11 protein-coding genes and 1 tRNA gene are annotated in these 16,532 nt (G+C 72.8%); 6 read left to right on the top strand and 6 right to left on the bottom strand.

Features of this window, described 5'->3' with window-relative positions:
- Nucleotides 1-57 precede the first annotated feature (57 nt).
- The 3 genes from JQS43_RS22575 to JQS43_RS22565 are packed head-to-tail and all read left to right on the top strand — an operon-like array spanning nt 58 to nt 5,244.
- The gene (locus JQS43_RS22575; protein ID WP_239676369.1) at nt 58-1,689 is read left to right on the top strand and encodes a glycosyltransferase family 4 protein; all 1,632 of its coding nucleotides are present in this window, start codon (nt 58-60) and stop codon (nt 1,687-1,689) included.
- Nucleotides 1,682-4,237, top strand: a complete 2,556-nt coding sequence (locus JQS43_RS22570; protein ID WP_239676368.1) for a glycosyltransferase — start codon at nt 1,682-1,684, stop codon at nt 4,235-4,237. The genes JQS43_RS22575 and JQS43_RS22570 overlap by 8 nt, the downstream gene beginning before the upstream one ends.
- Complete coding sequence (locus tag JQS43_RS22565) at nt 4,234-5,244, top strand: O-methyltransferase (RefSeq protein WP_239676367.1); 1,011 nt, start codon at nt 4,234-4,236, stop codon at nt 5,242-5,244. Before JQS43_RS22570 ends, JQS43_RS22565 begins: the two co-directional genes overlap by 4 nt.
- Nucleotides 5,245-5,371: 127 nt before the next feature.
- Here JQS43_RS22565 and JQS43_RS22560 read toward each other — a convergent pair whose 3' ends face one another.
- Genes JQS43_RS22560 through JQS43_RS22540 form a run of 5 tightly spaced genes read right to left on the bottom strand, consistent with a single transcriptional unit; the run spans nt 5,372 to nt 13,062 of the window.
- The gene (locus tag JQS43_RS22560) at nt 5,372-7,453 is read right to left on the bottom strand and encodes an acyltransferase family protein (RefSeq protein ID WP_239676366.1); all 2,082 of its coding nucleotides are present in this window, start codon (nt 7,451-7,453) and stop codon (nt 5,372-5,374) included.
- A complete protein-coding gene (locus JQS43_RS22555; RefSeq protein WP_239676365.1) occupies nt 7,453-10,446 on the bottom strand; it encodes a glycosyltransferase family 2 protein in 2,994 nt (997 codons plus the stop codon). The genes JQS43_RS22560 and JQS43_RS22555 overlap by 1 nt, the downstream gene beginning before the upstream one ends.
- Before the next feature lie 19 nt (nt 10,447-10,465).
- Entirely contained in the window at nt 10,466-11,473 is a 1,008-nt protein-coding gene (locus tag JQS43_RS22550) for a lysylphosphatidylglycerol synthase domain-containing protein (RefSeq protein WP_239676364.1), read from the bottom strand.
- Nucleotides 11,440-12,096, bottom strand: coding sequence for a class I SAM-dependent methyltransferase (locus JQS43_RS22545; RefSeq protein WP_239676363.1), 657 nt, complete (start codon nt 12,094-12,096; stop codon nt 11,440-11,442). Before JQS43_RS22545 ends, JQS43_RS22550 begins: the two co-directional genes overlap by 34 nt.
- 12 nt (nt 12,097-12,108) lie before the next feature.
- Entirely contained in the window at nt 12,109-13,062 is a 954-nt protein-coding gene (locus tag JQS43_RS22540; RefSeq protein ID WP_239676362.1) for a glycosyltransferase family 2 protein, read from the bottom strand.
- Between the two features lie 218 nt (nt 13,063-13,280).
- On the opposite strand from JQS43_RS22540, the gene JQS43_RS22535 reads away from it, so the two are divergent.
- The gene (locus tag JQS43_RS22535) at nt 13,281-14,372 is read left to right on the top strand and encodes a glycosyltransferase family 2 protein (protein WP_239676361.1); all 1,092 of its coding nucleotides are present in this window, start codon (nt 13,281-13,283) and stop codon (nt 14,370-14,372) included.
- A 25-nt stretch (nt 14,373-14,397) separates the two neighbouring features.
- Complete coding sequence (locus JQS43_RS22530; RefSeq protein ID WP_239676360.1) at nt 14,398-15,477, top strand: glycosyltransferase family 2 protein; 1,080 nt, start codon at nt 14,398-14,400, stop codon at nt 15,475-15,477.
- Here the strand turns inward: JQS43_RS22530 and JQS43_RS22525 are convergent.
- Entirely contained in the window at nt 15,450-16,211 is a 762-nt protein-coding gene (locus JQS43_RS22525; RefSeq protein WP_239676359.1) for a class I SAM-dependent methyltransferase, read from the bottom strand. The genes JQS43_RS22530 and JQS43_RS22525 overlap by 28 nt on opposite strands.
- Nucleotides 16,212-16,441: 230 nt before the next feature.
- Between JQS43_RS22525 and JQS43_RS22520 the strand changes: the two genes are divergently transcribed.
- A tRNA-Arg gene (locus tag JQS43_RS22520) sits at nt 16,442-16,514 on the top strand.
- Nucleotides 16,515-16,532 lie beyond the last annotated feature (18 nt).

Here is a 16,532-nt window from a genome sequence, read left to right as displayed (position 1 = left end):
CACCGGTGGATCGTACGGAGTTCGGCCGCGCGCAACCTGGTTCGTGGAGGGTGAGGCGTGCCCTCGCCACCCCGTGTCATCGTGCTGCCCGACCTGGCACGGCCAGAGCCACGGTCGGGCGCCGGCTCCGGCAGTTTGTCGTGGCTGCCGGCGGCGGCGAAGCGACCGCTGGCAGCCGGCTACCGGCGAACATTGGCGTTGCTCGACGCGGTGCGGGCCCGGCGGCGGCGCCGCGCGCTGGCGTCGCAGTGTGCCGGCGCCGACCTGGTGCTGGCGAACTCTGCCGCCACCGCGGCGGTCGCCGCCGAGGTGGTGCCGCGGGATCGGCTGTGGCTGCGGGTGGCGCCGAGCCCCCGGCTCTTCGCCGGTGAAGTCTGCGGGCCGGGCGCCGAGGTGGCCGCGGTCGCCGGGCGGGTCGGCGGGTTCGTGGTGGCGAGCGAGGCGGACCGGGACTCGGTGGAGCGGGCGACCTGCGCGGTCTCGGCCCAGGTGCTGGTGGCGCCGGCAGACACGGAGTCGGCGGCGCTCGGCCAGCTGATCATTCAGGGTAGCCAGGCTGGGGCGAGCCGCCGACCGGCCCGGCGGGCGCTGGTCGCCGGCTTCGACCTGAAGTTCGCCGCTGACCTGGCGCAACAGCTCGACCGTCGGCCGGACCTGGCGGTCACCGTCGACGACTGGCCGGAGCTGGGGCGGCCCACCCGGCACACCCGCGCCCGGCTGCGCGCCGCCGACGCGATCTTCGCCGAGTGGGCGCGCACCAGCGCGATCTGGCTGGCCCGGCACAAACGCCCCGGCCAGCTGCTCGTCGTCCGGCTCCACCGGTTCGAACTCGACTCGCATTACCCTGGGCAGCTGCCGGTCGACGCGGTCGACGCGATGGTCTACATCGCCCCACTGTTCGGCCGGCGGATCCGGCGACAGCTCGGTTGGCCGGCGGAGAAGCTGCTGTACATCCCGAACTACCTCGACGTGGCCCGGTTCGACCGGCCGAAGCTACCCGACGCGCGGTTCACCATCGGCTTCGTCGGTATGGAGTGGTCCCGGAAACGGTTCGACCTGGCGCTGGATCTGCTGGCGGCGGTGCGGCGGGTCCAGCCTCGATTCCGCCTGCTGGTGCGCTCCACAATGCCCTGGCACAACCCGTACGTCTGGTCCGCACCGGCCGAGCGGGCTTACGTGAGCCAGTGTTTTCAACGGATCGAGCGTGACCCGCTGCTGCGGGAGGCGGTCCGGTTCGACCCCCCTGGGCGGGACATGCCGCGCTGGTACCGGGAGGTGGGTTTCCTCGCCTCCACCAGCGACGAGGAGGGCTCCCACGCCTCGGTCGCGGAGGCGATGGCGGCGGGCACGGTGCCGGTGATCCGGCCGTGGCCGGGCGCGGCCGAGGTCTACGACCGGTGCTGGGTCCACGACGGCACCGAAGCGGCGGCGGCCGCCGTACTCACGAGTGACGATGAACCGGTGTGGACCGAGCAGGCGCGGCGGGCGCAGTCCGAGATCCGGCACAGTCACGACCCGGCTGCGGTGACGGCCGCTTGGGCGGATCTGCTCCACGGCGACCTGGCCGGCGCCCGGCAGCACTTCGAGGACCGGGTAGGGGCGGACCTGTCGCGGATCGATGTGGACGCCGAAGCCACCTTGGCCGGTGGCCCGGCCGAGACCGAACGGAGGATGGTGGACATTGGCTAGCGGGGTGGCCGGCCGGGTGTCGGCGCCGGTGAAGCGCGGGGTACGGCGCAGCGTGCGGTGGGCGGCCCGGGTGCGCAACACCCGAGCGTGGCCGGTGGTGCGGCCCGGGGTGGTGTTGGCCCGCCGGCTCGTCAACCTGGATCGACTGCTGGGCCGCCCAGCCGGCGCGGACGACCCGCCGCGGGTCGCCGCCGCCATGGAGGTGCTGCGTCGCCGGCTGCTCAACCTCGGCCTGACCGACCGGGCCCTCGCCGACCTGCGGGCGCTCGCCGCCGACGATTCGCTGCCGAATCGGCGACGGCTGGCCGCCTGGGAGCTGGCGCTGTGGCACGCCGACCAGTACGACCCGGCACACGCCGCCGAGGCTTTGGGATACCTGCAGGTGGCTGCCCGCGGCGACCGGGACCGGGACCGTCGTCGGCGCCGGGCGGTCATCGAAGCGGAGTGCCACGCGCTCGCCGGTGATCCGGCAGCGGCACGCCGGGTTCTTGAAGCGACGCTCGCCGCTGGCGAAACACCCGACCTGTTGCTCGCCGCCGCCAACCTGGAGCCGGAGCACTCCGGCCGGGTCGCCCGGATCAACGCGGCGTTGGCCTGCTTCGGCCTCGCCCCGGTCCGGACCGCCGAGGCCGAAGGGGAGCCGTTCGACCGGCTCGTCGCCGAAGCCGTCGAGCCGGACCCGGCCAGCGAGGACGGCCCGCTGGTCAGCATCATCATGCCGGTGCACAACTCGGCGTCGACGGTCGGTACCGCGCTCGCCTCGATCCGGGCGCAGACCTGGACCCGCTGGGAATTGTTGGTAGTCGACGACGCCAGCACCGACCACACCGTGGAGCTGGCCGCCGAGTACGCGGCGCGGGACGTGCGGGTGCGACTGATCCGAACGGAGGTGAACGGCGGCACCTATGTGGCCCGCAACCTTGGTCTCGCCGAAGCGGTCGGGGAGTTCGTCACCTGCCACGACGCCGACGACTGGTCACATCCGGAGAAGCTGGCCCGGCAGGTGCGGCACCTGCTCGCCAGCCCGGAGGTGGTGGCGAACACTTCCCAGCAGGTACGGGCGACCGAGGACCTGCGCTGCCACCGGCGGGGCAAGCCCGGTTTCTACATCTTCCCGAACCTGTCGTCGCTGATGTTCCGGCGGGCCGAGGTGGTCGATGCGCTCGGCGCCTGGGACACCGTCCGGTTCGGTGCCGATGCGGAGCTGCACCGCCGGCTGAAACGGGAGTTCGGGGAGCGGGCGGTGGTCGAGCTCGCTACCGGCCCGTTGTGCCTGCAGCGGCAGTCGTCCGGGTCGTTGACCGGCAGCGAGGCGTTCGGTTACCACGGCTACTTCATGGGCGCCCGCCGGGAGTATTTTGAGGCGTACACCCACCATCATCTTCGGGCGGCGCAGACGCTGCGCTACGAATTCCCGTCGTCGAAGCGGCCGTTCCCGGTGCCGGCGCCGATGTTGCCGCACCGGTCGCCGCCGAAGCAGCGGCGCCATTTCGACGTGGTGATCGCCTCGGATTTCCGGCTGGTTGGTGGCTCCACAATGTCCAGCCTGGAGGAGGTGAAGGCGCAGCAGCGGCTGGGGCTGCGGACCGGCCTGGTCCCGATGTACTTCTACGACGCCGACCCGCGCCGCAGCGTCACCCCGAAGGTCCGGGAGGTGCTCGACGGCGACCAGACCCAGATGCTGGTGCACGGCGAGCGGATCAGCTGCGATCTGCTGATCGTCCGGTATCCGCCGGTGCTGCAGGACCGGCACCGGTTCCTGCCCGAGATCGAGGCCGGCGACGTGCGGGTCATCGTCAACCAGCCGCCGATGAGCGACTACGGCCCGGCGGGGGTCCGGCGGTACCGGATCCCGGACTGCCAGCAGAACCTCGAGCGTTACTTTGGGCAGGCCGGCACCTGGCACCCGATCGGGCCGCTGGTGCGGGCGGCGTTGCACCAGCACCACGCCGCCGAGCTGCCGGGGATCAAGCTCTCCGATGAGGACTGGGTGAACATCATCGACGTCGCGGCCTGGCGCCGGCCAGCCCGCCCCGAACGCGGCGAGCGGATCCGGATCGGCCGGCATTCCCGGGACCACCCGATGAAGTGGCCTCACGATCCGGTGCAGCTCCGCCAGATCTACCCCGACACCACCGGGTACGAGGTCCACGTGCTCGGTGGCGCAGACGCACCCGCCGCGGTGCTCGGCGGCCTGCCGGAGAACTGGCGGGTGCACCGGTTCGGGCACCTGTCGCCAGCGGAGTTCCTGGCCGGCATCGACGTCTTCGTCTACTTCCCCAACCCGGACTGGGTGGAGTCGTTCGGTCGGGTGATCCTGGAGGCGATGGCGGCCGGGGTGCCGGTGGTGCTACCGGAGCAGTTCCGGCCGCTCTTCGGCGGGGCGGGCCTCTACGCCGCGCCGGCCGAGGTGACAACGTTGGTCGACCAGTTGATGGCCGACGACGACTACTATGCGGCTCGGGTGACTGCGGGGCTGCGCTTCGCCGAGACAGGCTTCGGCTACAGCCGGCACGCGGAACGCATCGGGGGGCTGGTCAGACGATGAGTGGATGGACGACCCGGCAGCGGGCCGGGGCCGCGGTGGTGGCCGTGCTGGCGGCCGCCGCGGTGGTGGCCGCGGTGCTCGACGCGCCGTCGGTGGCGTTGGCGGCGGTGGCGCTGCTAGCGGCGATCGGGTTCGCCGCGTCGCTGCAGCTGCGGCGGCGGATAGCCGAGTTGCAGCAGCGGCAGCGGGCCCTCAGCGCCGACACGACGGCCCTGACGGACCTGGTGGTGCGCGGCGACCGGCGTGCCGAGCGGGTGCTCGCGGAGTTGGCCGACGACCGGGCAGCGGCGCTGGACCGGCACCGCGAGCTGCTGCGGGAGTTGGCCGATGCGCGAAAGGCGGAGGCGGCCGCGGTGAAGCGGCTCAGCCACCACCTGGTCCGTCACCAGCGGGACCAGACCCGCGAGGTGGAGGCGCTGCTGCAACTGTTCCAGGAATTGACGCCGCGGGCGCCGATGCCCTCCTCTGGCCACTGGGCGCTGAACCCGACCGAGCTGCTGCAGCTCTGGTCGGTGGTGTCGGAGGCCCGGCCGAAGCTGGTGCTGGAGCTGGGCAGCGGCACCTCCTCGGTATGGCTGGGGTACGCGGTGGAGCGGGTGGGGGGCCGGCTGGTCTCAGTCGAGCACGATGCCGCGTACGCCGAGCAGAGCCGGGCGCAGCTGGCGCGGCACGGCCTGACCGGCACCGCCGAGGTGCGGGTGGCGCCGCTGCGCGAAGTGCAGCTGAGTGGTGAGACCTATACCTGGTACGCCCCGGAGGCTTTCGCGGATCTGTCCGATATAGATCTGGTGTCGGTGGACGGCCCGCCGGGTGCGACCGGTCCGCAGGCCCGCTACCCGGCCGTGCCGATGCTTGCGGAGCGGCTCTCCCCGGACGCAGTGGTGCTGCTCGACGACGCCGACCGCGACGATGAGCAGGAGATCATTCGCCGCTGGTGCGATCTGCCGCCTGGGCTGGTCCAGGCGCCCGCCACGCTCGGCCATATTGCGGTGCTCCGCCGCCGTTGACTCTGCCCGCAGCGACGATCAAATGCCCTAGAGCTGTACGACACGCGGTGTGTCGTACAGCTCCGGGGCACTTGATCTCGGGTTGTCCGCCGGGAGCGGCGCGGCGCGAGGTAGCTCCAGCGGTGGGTCAGGCCGGCGGCCAGCCAGTGGCCTCGACGATCTGCTCCCCGAGATAGGGCGCCAGGGTGCGTGCGTAGGTTGCGGAGAGGTGGTGGTCGTCGTGGTAGACGAGGACGTTGCCCACCACGGGTGGGCAGAAGTCCGCCTCGCAGAGATAGTCGGTCAGGTCGAGGATGTGCACCTGGTCGGGGAGGTCACCGTGCCGGGCGATCTCTGGGGGGCCGGCCAGATCGTGCTCGGCCCGGTCGGCGCCACAGGTGGGGTTCTCCGGACCGTGCTGCGCCACGCAGTCGGGCACGTTGATCTGCGGCCAGGCCACATCCCGGATCGCCAGCACCGGAATGTCCAGGTCGGTCACCGCCTGCCACTGCGGCAGGTAGCCGGGGGGAGTGTGCTCCCGACCGCCCTGGCCGGTGGTGGCGGTGGTGAAGACCGCGTCTGGTCGCAGCTCGGCCAGGGTGTCGAGGAGAGCGAGGTTCCACTCGTGGCACGAGTGTTGTTGCCGATCGTCCGGTGCCGGCGCCACCGGTTCGAACCGGCACGCCGACTTGGTCATGGACACGATTTGCCAGCTCTGCGGTCCGGCGAGTTCCTGCAGCGCCGGCAGCCAGTGAGCCGAGTGGGAGCCGCCCACCACCGCGATGGTGTAATCGGCATCGTCGGGACCGAATTCGCAACTGAGCACTTCGGACTCTTCTAGGCCCTGGTGGCATCCGAGGTCGTAGACATCGGCCCGGTCGTCGGGGGCCGAGATCGGGTCCGGCCGGTAGGGCACGTCGGCCAGGTTGCCGCCCTCGGCGAGGTAACGGGCGCCCGGGTAATCCTGGGCCGGCCCAGCCGCCGCCTGATTCTGTTGCCAGGTCAGGTACCCGTGCCAGCCGGCGGCGGTCGCCAGCACCAGCGCCACCGAGGTGACGGCCAGTGCGAATCCGTCCCGGTTGGAGGTCTGCCCGATGCCGCTCTTGGGCAGCCGCACCTCCAACAGCCAGGTGGTGGCGATGGCGAGCAGCAGCGAAGCGCCGATGACGAGCACCCCACCGCGGATGGTGGCGCTGGAGTAGCCGGTGACTGCTAGGTAACAGATGAGCACCGGCCAGTGCCACAGGTACCACGCGAACGAGTGCTTGCCGAGCCAGCGCAGAGTACGGGTGCGCAGCAGCCGGTCGGCGCCGAACCGGCCACCGGCGCCGGCGCTGGCAACCAGCAGCGCCGCCGAGAGGGTGGGCCACAGCGCTGCCCAGCCGGGGAACTCGTTGCCTTCCCGGAAGACCAGGCCGCAGCTGAGCAGCCCGACCAGCCCGACCCAGCTCAGCGGGGAGGCGAGTGCGGTGGGCAGCCGGAGCCGTGGCAGCAGCAGCCACACCAGCCCACCGAGCGCGAACTCCCACAGCCGGGCGCCGGTGTCGAAGTAGGTGAAGACCTGGTCGGTGGCGGTGCGGTGGATCGAGTACGCCAGTGACCCGACGAAGACCGCGCCGAGCAGCGCCGCCATGATCGGTTGCAGCCGCTCGGGACGGCGCGCCGCCAGCGCGACCGCCACCCCGATCAGCGCCGGCCACAGCAGGTAGAACTGGCCCTGGATCGCCAGCGACCAGTAGTGCTGGACCGGGCTGGCCGCCTGCTGGGAGGCGAGGTAGTCCACCGCGTTGCCGGCGAGGTGCCAGTTGACCAGGTAGAGCGCCGAGGCGACCACCTCGGTGAGGGTGTCCCGCCAGCGGGTCGCCGGCAGGAACAGGATCGCCGCGACCACCACTCCGAGCAGCACAAACAGCGCCGGTGGCACGATCCGGCGGGCGATCCGGGCGTAGTAGGTCAGCAGCCAGGGGCGGCCTGGGCGGGCCGCGGAGCGCAGCAGCGTCCCAGTGATCAGCAGCCCGGAGAGGAAGAGGAACACATCCACGCCGCCGGAGACCCGGTGCAGCCAGACGTGGTAGACCACGATCAGCGCGATCGCCACGCCGCGGAGCCCGTCGATCTCCGGCAGCCGGCGCCGCTGCTCGCCGGCGACCTCGGTCGGGCGGTGGGCGTGCCGGGGAACGTGGCCGCTGCGGTGGGAAACGGCGGCAGATGGGGTGTCGGTGCGGGTCATCACCGGCTGCCTGGGCGGGACCCGTCGCCGTGGCCGGGCATCAGCTCGGTGGGCAGCCCCGGATAGGCGCGCTCGCCGTGCGCGAGCAGCTCCGCGAGCGGGGTGACGAAGGTGTGCCCGGCGCTGCGCCGGACATAGACGTACTCCAGGCCATGGGTGCGGTAGGTAACCCCGCCGGCGGCCCGGACCCGGGCGAGCAGGTCGGCATCCACATGCTTGGGGGCGTGGCTCCAGCCGCCGACCTGCTGCAGGGTGGAGCGGCTGAGCAGCATCGCCCCGCCGGCCGGGGTGACGTCGCAGACCTCGGGCGCCGCCCACGCGCGGTCGATGGTCTCGCCGCGTTCAGGGAGGTAGACGAAGCGGGCGCCTTTGGCGGTCAGGTCGGCGCCGCTGCTATGCCAGGCGATCACGAGATCGGTGAGGTGGTCTGGTCCGTAGTGGTCATCGTCGTCGAGTTTAGTCAGTAGCTCCCCGTCGGCGGCACGGCTCAGTTGCCCCAGCACCGCCCCGAACGGGAGGTCGTCGGCGAAGCTGAGCAGTCGCAGCCGGCCGGGTAGCAGCTCACCCCAGGCACGCCGGGTTTGCTGCGAAATGTCGTAGCCGTGGAGCCCGACCACCACCTCCAGCGCCGGGTAGCGCTGGGCGGCGAGGTAGCGCAGGCAGCTGGGCAGGTCGTCGGGGCGTTTACTGGCCACCACCGCGGTGACCGTCGGCAGCGGCACCGCGCCATCCCCACCGAGCGCCGTCCGGCGCAGAGCGGCGTCGCCGGTGATCGCCATCCGGCGGGCAGCGGCGACGCTGAGCTGGTAGCCGGGCAGGTCAGCGACCTGATCCGGCGACTCGACCACGGTCAGCGCCAGCCCCGCGAGCCGTGCTCGCACCGCCGGGTCGGTGCTGGCGAAGACCATGCCGCAGGCGGCCAGCGTCCGGAGCCCGTGGGCGAGGAACGGATCGGCCGGGACCGGCCCGGTCACCGAAACCACCGCGTACTTGTCGAGGGTCCCGCGCAGCAGCGCCGCCGGCAGTTGGTCGGGCCGGCGAAGGTCGACCAGTCGCCGGTCGCGCCGGTCAGACAGGCTAAACCCGGTCAGCCGGTAGCGGGTGGCGGCGCCGACCAGCCGCCGACCGTACGGGTTGGCCACCGCCGCGACCAGCGGCAGCGGTGGATCGGCCGGGGGAGGCTCGGCGGGCAGGAACGGCCCGAGTGGCCGGCCCCGGTCGTCGTAGTCGGGCGGGTTCGCGGCGGCGACCAGCCGGCCCTGCGGCCAGGAGTCGGCGCCGCGGTGCCACCCAGAGCGGTCCAGCGCGTAGACCGGGCCGCTGGTCTGGTCCCAGGCCCGGGCCCGGGTGACGGCGGCGAGCAGGTCGGACATCGCTTGCGCCGCCGGGTACGGGCGGGACCAGGCCAGGTCGACCCGCAGCCCGTACCGGCCGTGGCGGCGCCAGCTGAACCGTCGACTGTGCCGGCCCGGTCGGGGTGGCCGCAGGCCGGCGAGCGCGATGTCGCCGGCGGTGGTCATCCGCAGGTTGAGCCGGCGCAGCTCGCCGGTGATCAGGCCGGCGGCGGCGAGCTGCACCAGCGCCGTCGGGTCGGCGACCCGCAGCGCCACCCCGCCGCCGGCGGCCGGCAGCGCCGCCGCCGGGTCGGTGAGCCGGAGCCGGCGCGGCAGCGGCCGATGGGGCCACTGGGTCGCGGTCACGCTCGGGCCACCGCGGGTCCGGAGCGTGGTCCGCCGCAGCCCCGCCAGCTCGCGGCGGGCCCGCCGCAGCACCCGTCCGGCCAGGTCGGGGGTGCGCGGGTAGCGGGCGGTGCAGAGCAGCACGATCGCCGCCAGTACGGCCGGGCCGAGGGCCCGCTGCGCCGACAGGAACCGCTCCAGCAGGAAACCGGCGATCACCAGCCCGTACAGCCCCCAGCCCAGCGCCAGGTACGCCGGGAGCGAGGCTCGCTGCCAGCCGGCCACCCCGACCGCGGCCAGCAGTAGCAGCAGGGTGGCGATCAGCGTCGACGCGCCGGGCCAGTCCGCCATCGGCCCGTCCGCGGTGAAGACTCCCTGCCCGATCGAGGCGAGCAGTTCGAACCAGCCGACCAGCGGCGGGCTGAACCGGCTGAACGTCCCGTGTGGATTATTGTCCGGGGGCAGCGCGGCGGCGACATACAGCCACCAGGCGGCGAGCAGCGCGGCGCCGGGGGCGGCGAGCGCGATCGCCGCCCGCCACCAGCCCCGGGTGCCCGACAGGTAGCCGTGCACCACCACGAACCCGGCGGCGATCAGTGCGAAAGCGAGATAGTTCTCTTTGGTCAGTGCCGCACCGGCGAACGCCAGCCCGGCGAGCAGCGCTCGCCGCTCCAGCGCCAGGCTGATCCCGAGCGCGGCCAGCGCCAGCCCGAGCGGCTCGGCGGTGCCGTAGGCGACCCCCACCACCACCCCCGGGATCGCCGCGAAACTCAGCCCCCACCAGCGGGCACGGCCGTAGGCGGCGGCGATCCGGCCGGTCGCGGCGCAGCCCAGCGCCACCGAAAGGGCCCCCACCAGCAGCAGCGCGTACGGGATGGCACCCGGCTGGCCGGCGCCGAGCAGCCACCCGGCGGCCGGCAGCATGACCCGCAGCGCCCGGTACCGGGGCGCGTCGAAGGTGGTGGCGATGTCGGTGCGCAGCAACGGATCCAGCGCCTGGCCGAGGAACCACTGGCCGTCGTAGCCGTACTGGCTCAGCTGGTCGGCCGGCGCCACCGGCAGACCCCGCTCCCGCAGCTCGGCGTCGATGCCGGTGTGGTGGCCGACCACGAACGGGCCGATCGGATCGAACTCGTCGGGTGCTCCCATCCGGGCCCCCACCAGCAGCGTCGCCACCAGCAGGCCGAGCAGCGCCACCGGCAGCAGCCGCCGCCACGGTGGTGGTGCGCCGGGCGGCGGCAGTTCCCCCGCCCCGGTACGGGTCTGCGGTGAACCACTGTGGAGGAGGCGGAGCGTGCTGGTCAGCAGCGACATGGCCGCCAGTCTCGAATGGTCACACGTCCCCCTGGTGAATGCGGGGTGAATCCTCGGCGGTGGTGCCGGCGCCGGTGCGGCTGGTCACCGCCAGCGCCACCGCCGGCCAGGCGAGATCACCGGCGGTCAGCAACAGCCGGGAGACCAGCGCCGCCACCAGCGCGGCCGGCGCCTCGACCGCCCCGGCGAGCAGCACCACCAGCGCCACCTCCCGCGGCCCCGCCCCGGCCGGCGCCACGACCAGCAGGAAGCCGACGCACCAGGCGGCGGCGAAGGCTCCCAGCGCCCGCAGCGGCAGGGTCGCCCCGGTCGGCCCGGCCAGGCTCGCCAGCAACAGCCACAGGTGCAGGCCGTACCCGGTCCACATCACCAGCGCCCAGCCGGCGGCGCGGATCATCCCGGCCGGTGACAGCGGCGCCGGTAAGGGCTGCTGCCGGAGCCGGTGCAGCAGCCACGGCAGCAGCCGGTTCAGCAGCGGCGGCCACAGCAGCACCGCCACGGCGGGCAGCGCCGGCAGCAGCCACCAGTAGTCGGCGTACGCGCCGGGGGCGAACAGCGGCACCGTCGCCACCGCCACCAGCAGGCCGGTGCCCAGAACTACCAGCATGAAGATGATCGCGGCGGTGGCGGAGACCCGGTCCGGCAGCTGGTATCGCCGGCCCAGCCGGATCTGCGCCAGCACCGGCCACACCGCCCCCGGGACGTACTTGCCGGCCTGGCCGACGAAGAAGATCCGCATCCCGCCGGTGACCGGCGGCCGGTGACCCAGCGCCGCCAGCACCGAGCGCCAGACCAGGAAGCTGGCCCAGATCCCGGCCAGCCCGGCCCCGGCTGCCGCGGCGACCGCCATCGGCGAGAGGTCGGTGAGCACGGTTCGGACCTGCGACCACTGGCTGACCAGCGCCCAGCCGAGGAAGCCGGCGAACGCCGCGACGATGCTGTACTCGAGCGCCGGGCGCAGCCAGCGGCGGCGTGGTCGGGCGCCAGCAGCGGTCACGGCCGCCGGCTGGCCCAGACGATGGTCCACGGTAGCGGGGTGGCGACTGCCCGTACCTGGGCGGCCTCGGCGACGAAGCGCCGGAAGCCGCGGGTGGACCAATGGTTCAGGTGGCCCGGGGTGTTCCCCCAGTCGCGGACGTAGCGGCCGGCGGCGAGGTTGCCCAGCCGGAAGATCGGCTCCCGGGGGACCGAGAGCACCAGGTGGCCGCGGCTGACCCGGAGCAGTTCGGCGAATCCGCGCTCGGGGTCGGGCAGGTGCTCCAACACTTCGGCGGCGACAACCACGTCGAACTGCCGGTCCCGGAACGGCAGCCGGTGCGCGTCGGCGTGCAGGTAGTGCGGTCCCGGGCGGGTTCGCCACTGTTCCCGCAGCCCGGCGTCGGGTAGGTCCAGTGCGGTCACCTGCCCGAACCGGTCGGCGAGGTAGTGCGAGATCACTCCCTCGCCGCAGCCGACCTCCAGCGCGGTGGCCCCGGCCGGCGCCTGTGCCGCGACCGCGTCCAGGGCGGCCCGGAGACGGGCCACCCAGCGGCCGGTCAGCCAGCGGATGGCCGGGTTCCGGGCGGTGTACTTCTGGGTGTGGTTGCCGATCACCACGCCGGGGCTCTCCGCCGGGTGTTCCGGGGTGGTGGGGTGGGTGAGCGGTGGCATCGACGGCTCCGGTCAGTCGGTCCGGGACCGGACGATCAGGTCGGCGAGCAGCGCCATCGAGGCGATGATCAGGCCGGTGAGAATCAGCAGGATGGTGTTGGTGGCGATCCGCACCGGGTTCGCGACCACGTCGTAGATCAGCTTGCCGCCGCCGATGCCGAGCAACGCCAGCGCCGGCGGCATCAACACCCGCAGCGGATTGAAGTACATCACCATCCGGAGGACCTGCAGGATGTACCGGTACGCGTCGGTGACGAACCGGAACTTGGACCGGCCGGCCCGCTTGGCGTACTCGATCGGCAGGTAGCGCACCTGATGCTGGTTGTGCAGGAACGCCATGGTGATGGTGGTGACGCAGGAGAAGCCGGGCGGCAGCAGCCGCAGGTACGGCAGCGACACCTCCCGCCGGAACGCCCGCAACCCGGAGTTGAGGTCCGGGATGCGTTCGCCGGCGAGTCGTTCGGCGAGCTTGCGGATCGCCCACTTCGCCGGCACCCGCAACAGCTTGTGGCTGCCCTGTTCGCTGGTGCGGGCGCCCACCACCTGGTCGATGGTGGGGTCGGCGCGCAGCTGCGCCACCAGCTCCGGGATCCGCTGGTTCGGGTAGGTCAGGTCGGCGTCGGTCCAGACCACGATCTCGCCGCGGGCCTGCTGGGTGCCGAGCCGGCGGGCGGTGCCGGCGCCGCCGTTGCGCGGCAGCGGCAGCAGCCGCAGCTGCGGGAAGCGCAGCTGCGCCGCCCGGAGGACGGCGAGCGTGTCGTCAGTGGAGGCATCGTCGAGGGCGAGCAGCTCCCAGCGGTACCCGGTCTCCGCCATCGCCGCGCTGATCCGCTCCACCTCGGCCAGCACGTGGTCCTGCTCGTTGTAGCAGGGCAGCACCACGGTCACGTCGAGCCGTGCCGGGGCGGGCTCGGCGGGCGACTCGGCCGTCGCCGCCGGCCGACGGGTCCGCTGCGTCACTGCCATTCCGGCACCCTGGGCCACTGGCGTGAACCGGCGGACGCGGCGATGTGAACAGCCGGTGCCGCCGGCCGGAACTCCTCGGTGGGGCCCGCCCGGCGGACTATCGTCGCTGGTGGTGAGCCGGATCGGTAACCAGCTGGACGGCGAGGTATGGCTTGCCGGCCACGCCGCCCTCATGCCGCATTCGCCGGCCGGCAACCTTCGACCCCGACGGTGAGGGAGTGTCCCTCACCCCGATGCTCTCCTTCGTGGTGCCGGCCTTCCAGGTGGCGCCGTACCTGACCGAGTGCCTCGATTCGCTGCTCGCCGACCCGGATGTCGGCGACGAGGTCGAGGTGGTCGCGGTCGACGACTGCTCGCCGGACGAGACCGGTGACCTGCTCGACGCGTACGCCGAGCGGGACCCGCGGCTGCGAGTGGTGCACCTGGCCACCAACGTCGGCCTGGGCCGGGCCCGCAACGCCGGCCTGGAGCACGCCCGCGGTGAGTACGTTTGGTTCGTCGACGGCGACGACTGGCTGCCGGCCGGGGTGGTGCCGCCGGTGCTGGCCCGGCTCGGGCATCGGCGACCGGACGTGCTGCTGCTGGACCACGTGGAGGTGCGACCGGACGGCTCGATGCTCGGCACCGGCTCCGGCCCGGTGCTGCGCTCGGTCGTCGAACCCGGCCCGGTGGGCGAGCGGCCGGAGCTGCTGGGGCTCAACCTCGCCACGTCGGTGTGTACCAAGGTGATCCGGCGGGGGCTGCTTGACGAGGCAGGGCTGCGGTTTCCGCCGGGGTGGTACGAGGACTGCGCCTTCGCGTACCCGCTGTTGCTGGCGGCGGCGCGGATCGACACCCTCGACCTGGTCGGCTACTGCTACCGGCAGCGCCCAGCGGGGGCGATCACGAAGTCGTGCAGCGCCAAGCACTTCGACATCTTCGAGCAGTACGAACGGATGTGGGGTCGGATCGACCCGGCGCTGCCGGCCGACGGCAGCCTGCGCCCGGAGTTGTTCCGGCTGATGGTCGACCATCTGCTGGTGATCGCCGGCAACGAGCGGCGGCTGCCGCCGGGGCTGCGGCGGGACTTCTTCCGGCAGGTGGTGGCGCAGTACCGGTACCGGTTGCCGGCGGGCGGCTACCGGTTGCCGGGCGGGGTTACCGGCTGGAAGCACCGGCTGGTCCGGCACAACGCCTACTGGGCGTACGCGACGCTGCGGCTGGGCTGGCGGGGGATGGCGCTGCGGCCCCGGTTACCCGGCGGGCGGCGGCTGGTCGGCCGGCGGGTCTCGGCAGCGCCGCCGGTAGATGCGCAAAACCACCCCAACTGAACATAACTCAGATATCCTTCGCCGTGTGACCAGCGCAGCAGTGACGCTCACCGTGGTGGTGCCGGCCTTCCGGGCCGAACCCCACCTGCGCAGCTGCCTCGACTCGCTGCTCACCGACGCGCCGCCCGAGCTGACCGTGGTGGTGGTCGACGACCATTCGCCGGACCGCACCGCCGACATCGCCCAGCAGTACGCCGACCGCGACCCCCGGGTGACGCTGCTGCGGCTGCCGGTCAACGTCGGCCCCGGCCGGGCCCGCAACCACGGGCTGCGGCACGCCCGCGGTGCGTTCGTCTGGTTCGTCGACGCCGACGACTGGCTGCCGGCCGGCAGCGTGCCGGCAGTACTGGCGCGGCTGACCGCCACCACGCCAGACGTGTTGATGGTCGACCACGCCGAAGTGTTCCCGGACGGCCGCTGGGTCGGCACCGACCCGGCCGGCGCCCTCCGCGGTGACACCACTCCCGGGCCGCTGCAGCAACGGCCGGAGCTGCTCCAGCTCGCTCACTCCGCCTGCACCAAGATCATCCGGCGGGCGTTCCTGGACGAGATCGGGCTCCGCTTCCACCCCGGCTGGTACGAAGACAGCGCCTTCAACCATCCGCTGCTGCTGGCGGCGAACCGGATCGACACCCTCGACCGGGTCTGCTACTGCTACCGGCAACCACCCGGCGGCACCATCACCAAGTCGATCAGCCCCCGGCACTTCGCCGCCTTCGCCCAATACGATCGAATGTGGACGGCGGTAGCGGGCGCCGGCGAGGCGTACCAACGGTTCCAGCCGGAGCTGTTCCGGCTGATGGTCGACCACCTGCTGGTGATCGCCGGCAGCGGCCACCGGGTGCCGCCGTCGCTGCGGCGTGCCTTCTTCCGGCGGCTGGCGGCCGAATACCGGCTGCGGCGGCCGAAAGCTGGCTACCCCATCCCCGGCGGCATCGCCGGGCTCAAACACCGGCTGGTTAGCTGGGGCGCCTACGAGGCGTACGCGACGCTGCGGTGGGGCTGGCGGCTCGCCGGCCAGCTCCGGCTCCGGGGGGATGCGCCGATCGGGAGCGGGCGGAGACCCGCGCCGCGGCCTCAATCGGCCGATCTCACCCCGCGGTAGACCAACGTCCGGTACGGCAACTCGAACCGCTCCCGGCCAGCCAGCTCCGGATGCTCCGCGCAGAGCCGCCGCACCTCGGCCGCCATCTCGGCCTGCCGCTCCGGAGGCGCGGTCAGAAAGTAGGACCGGGTGGCGATCAACCCCACCAGGGTGTCGACGGTGTGCTCGATCGCGTGGACGAAAGTCTCCCGGGCCACCGGGTCGAAGCTCGGCCCGAACGACGGCCGGTCACCCAACAACTCCCGCATCCCGTCGCCGGCGGCCTCACCGTGCGCCATGGTGCTCAGCTCGCCGATCCACGGCACCGTCTCGTCCCGCTGGTTCCAGATCGGAGCGAAGACGCCGCCGGGTCGCAGCACCCGCGCCACCTCGACATGGGTGGGCTCCGGATCGAACCAGTGGTACGCCTGGCCGGCCATCACCGCGTCCACACTGCCGTCGGGCAACGGGATCTGCTCGGCGAACCCGGCCAACGGGGTCAGCTCCGGGCTGACCGCGGCGAGCTGCTCCCGCATCCCCTGGTCCGGCTCGACCGGGAGCACCTCGTGGCCGAGCGCCACCAACGCCCGGGAGAGGATGCCGGTGCCGGCGCCGAGATCGACCACCCGCAGCCGCTGGTCGCCGAGCGCCCAGCGCAGGGCGGGCTCGGGGTAGCGGGGGCGCAGCCGGTCATACTCGGCGGCGGCGGGGCCGAACGATAGCGCGCGCGTGGCGGCCGGGGTGTCTTCGCTCATCAGGGCCCAACCCTATCCGAGGCGGCGGGTGGGATGACTGGACGAGGCTCAGCTGAGCCGCGGCTGTTTCGATCTGCGAGGGGTACCGCTTTCGATCTGCGGCCAGTCGCAACCCGCGTTCGTGTGCTCCCGGTGCGCTTCCCGGTCCGGGAGCGCACCCGGCGGCGTGGACGAATGTGGGCCACTCCCTATCATCACAGGTGCCACAGGTCGCTAGACTGGGCACGCGCGCCCCCGTAGCTCAGGGGATAGAGCAACGGTTTCCTAAACCGTGTGTCGCAGGTTCGAATCCTGCCGGGGGCACCCAGCGTACAGCCTTAA

This window comes from Natronosporangium hydrolyticum, assembly GCF_016925615.1.
GTDB classification, from domain to species: domain Bacteria; phylum Actinomycetota; class Actinomycetes; order Mycobacteriales; family Micromonosporaceae; genus Natronosporangium; species Natronosporangium hydrolyticum.
This window is presented reverse-complemented; position numbering and strand designations above follow the sequence as displayed.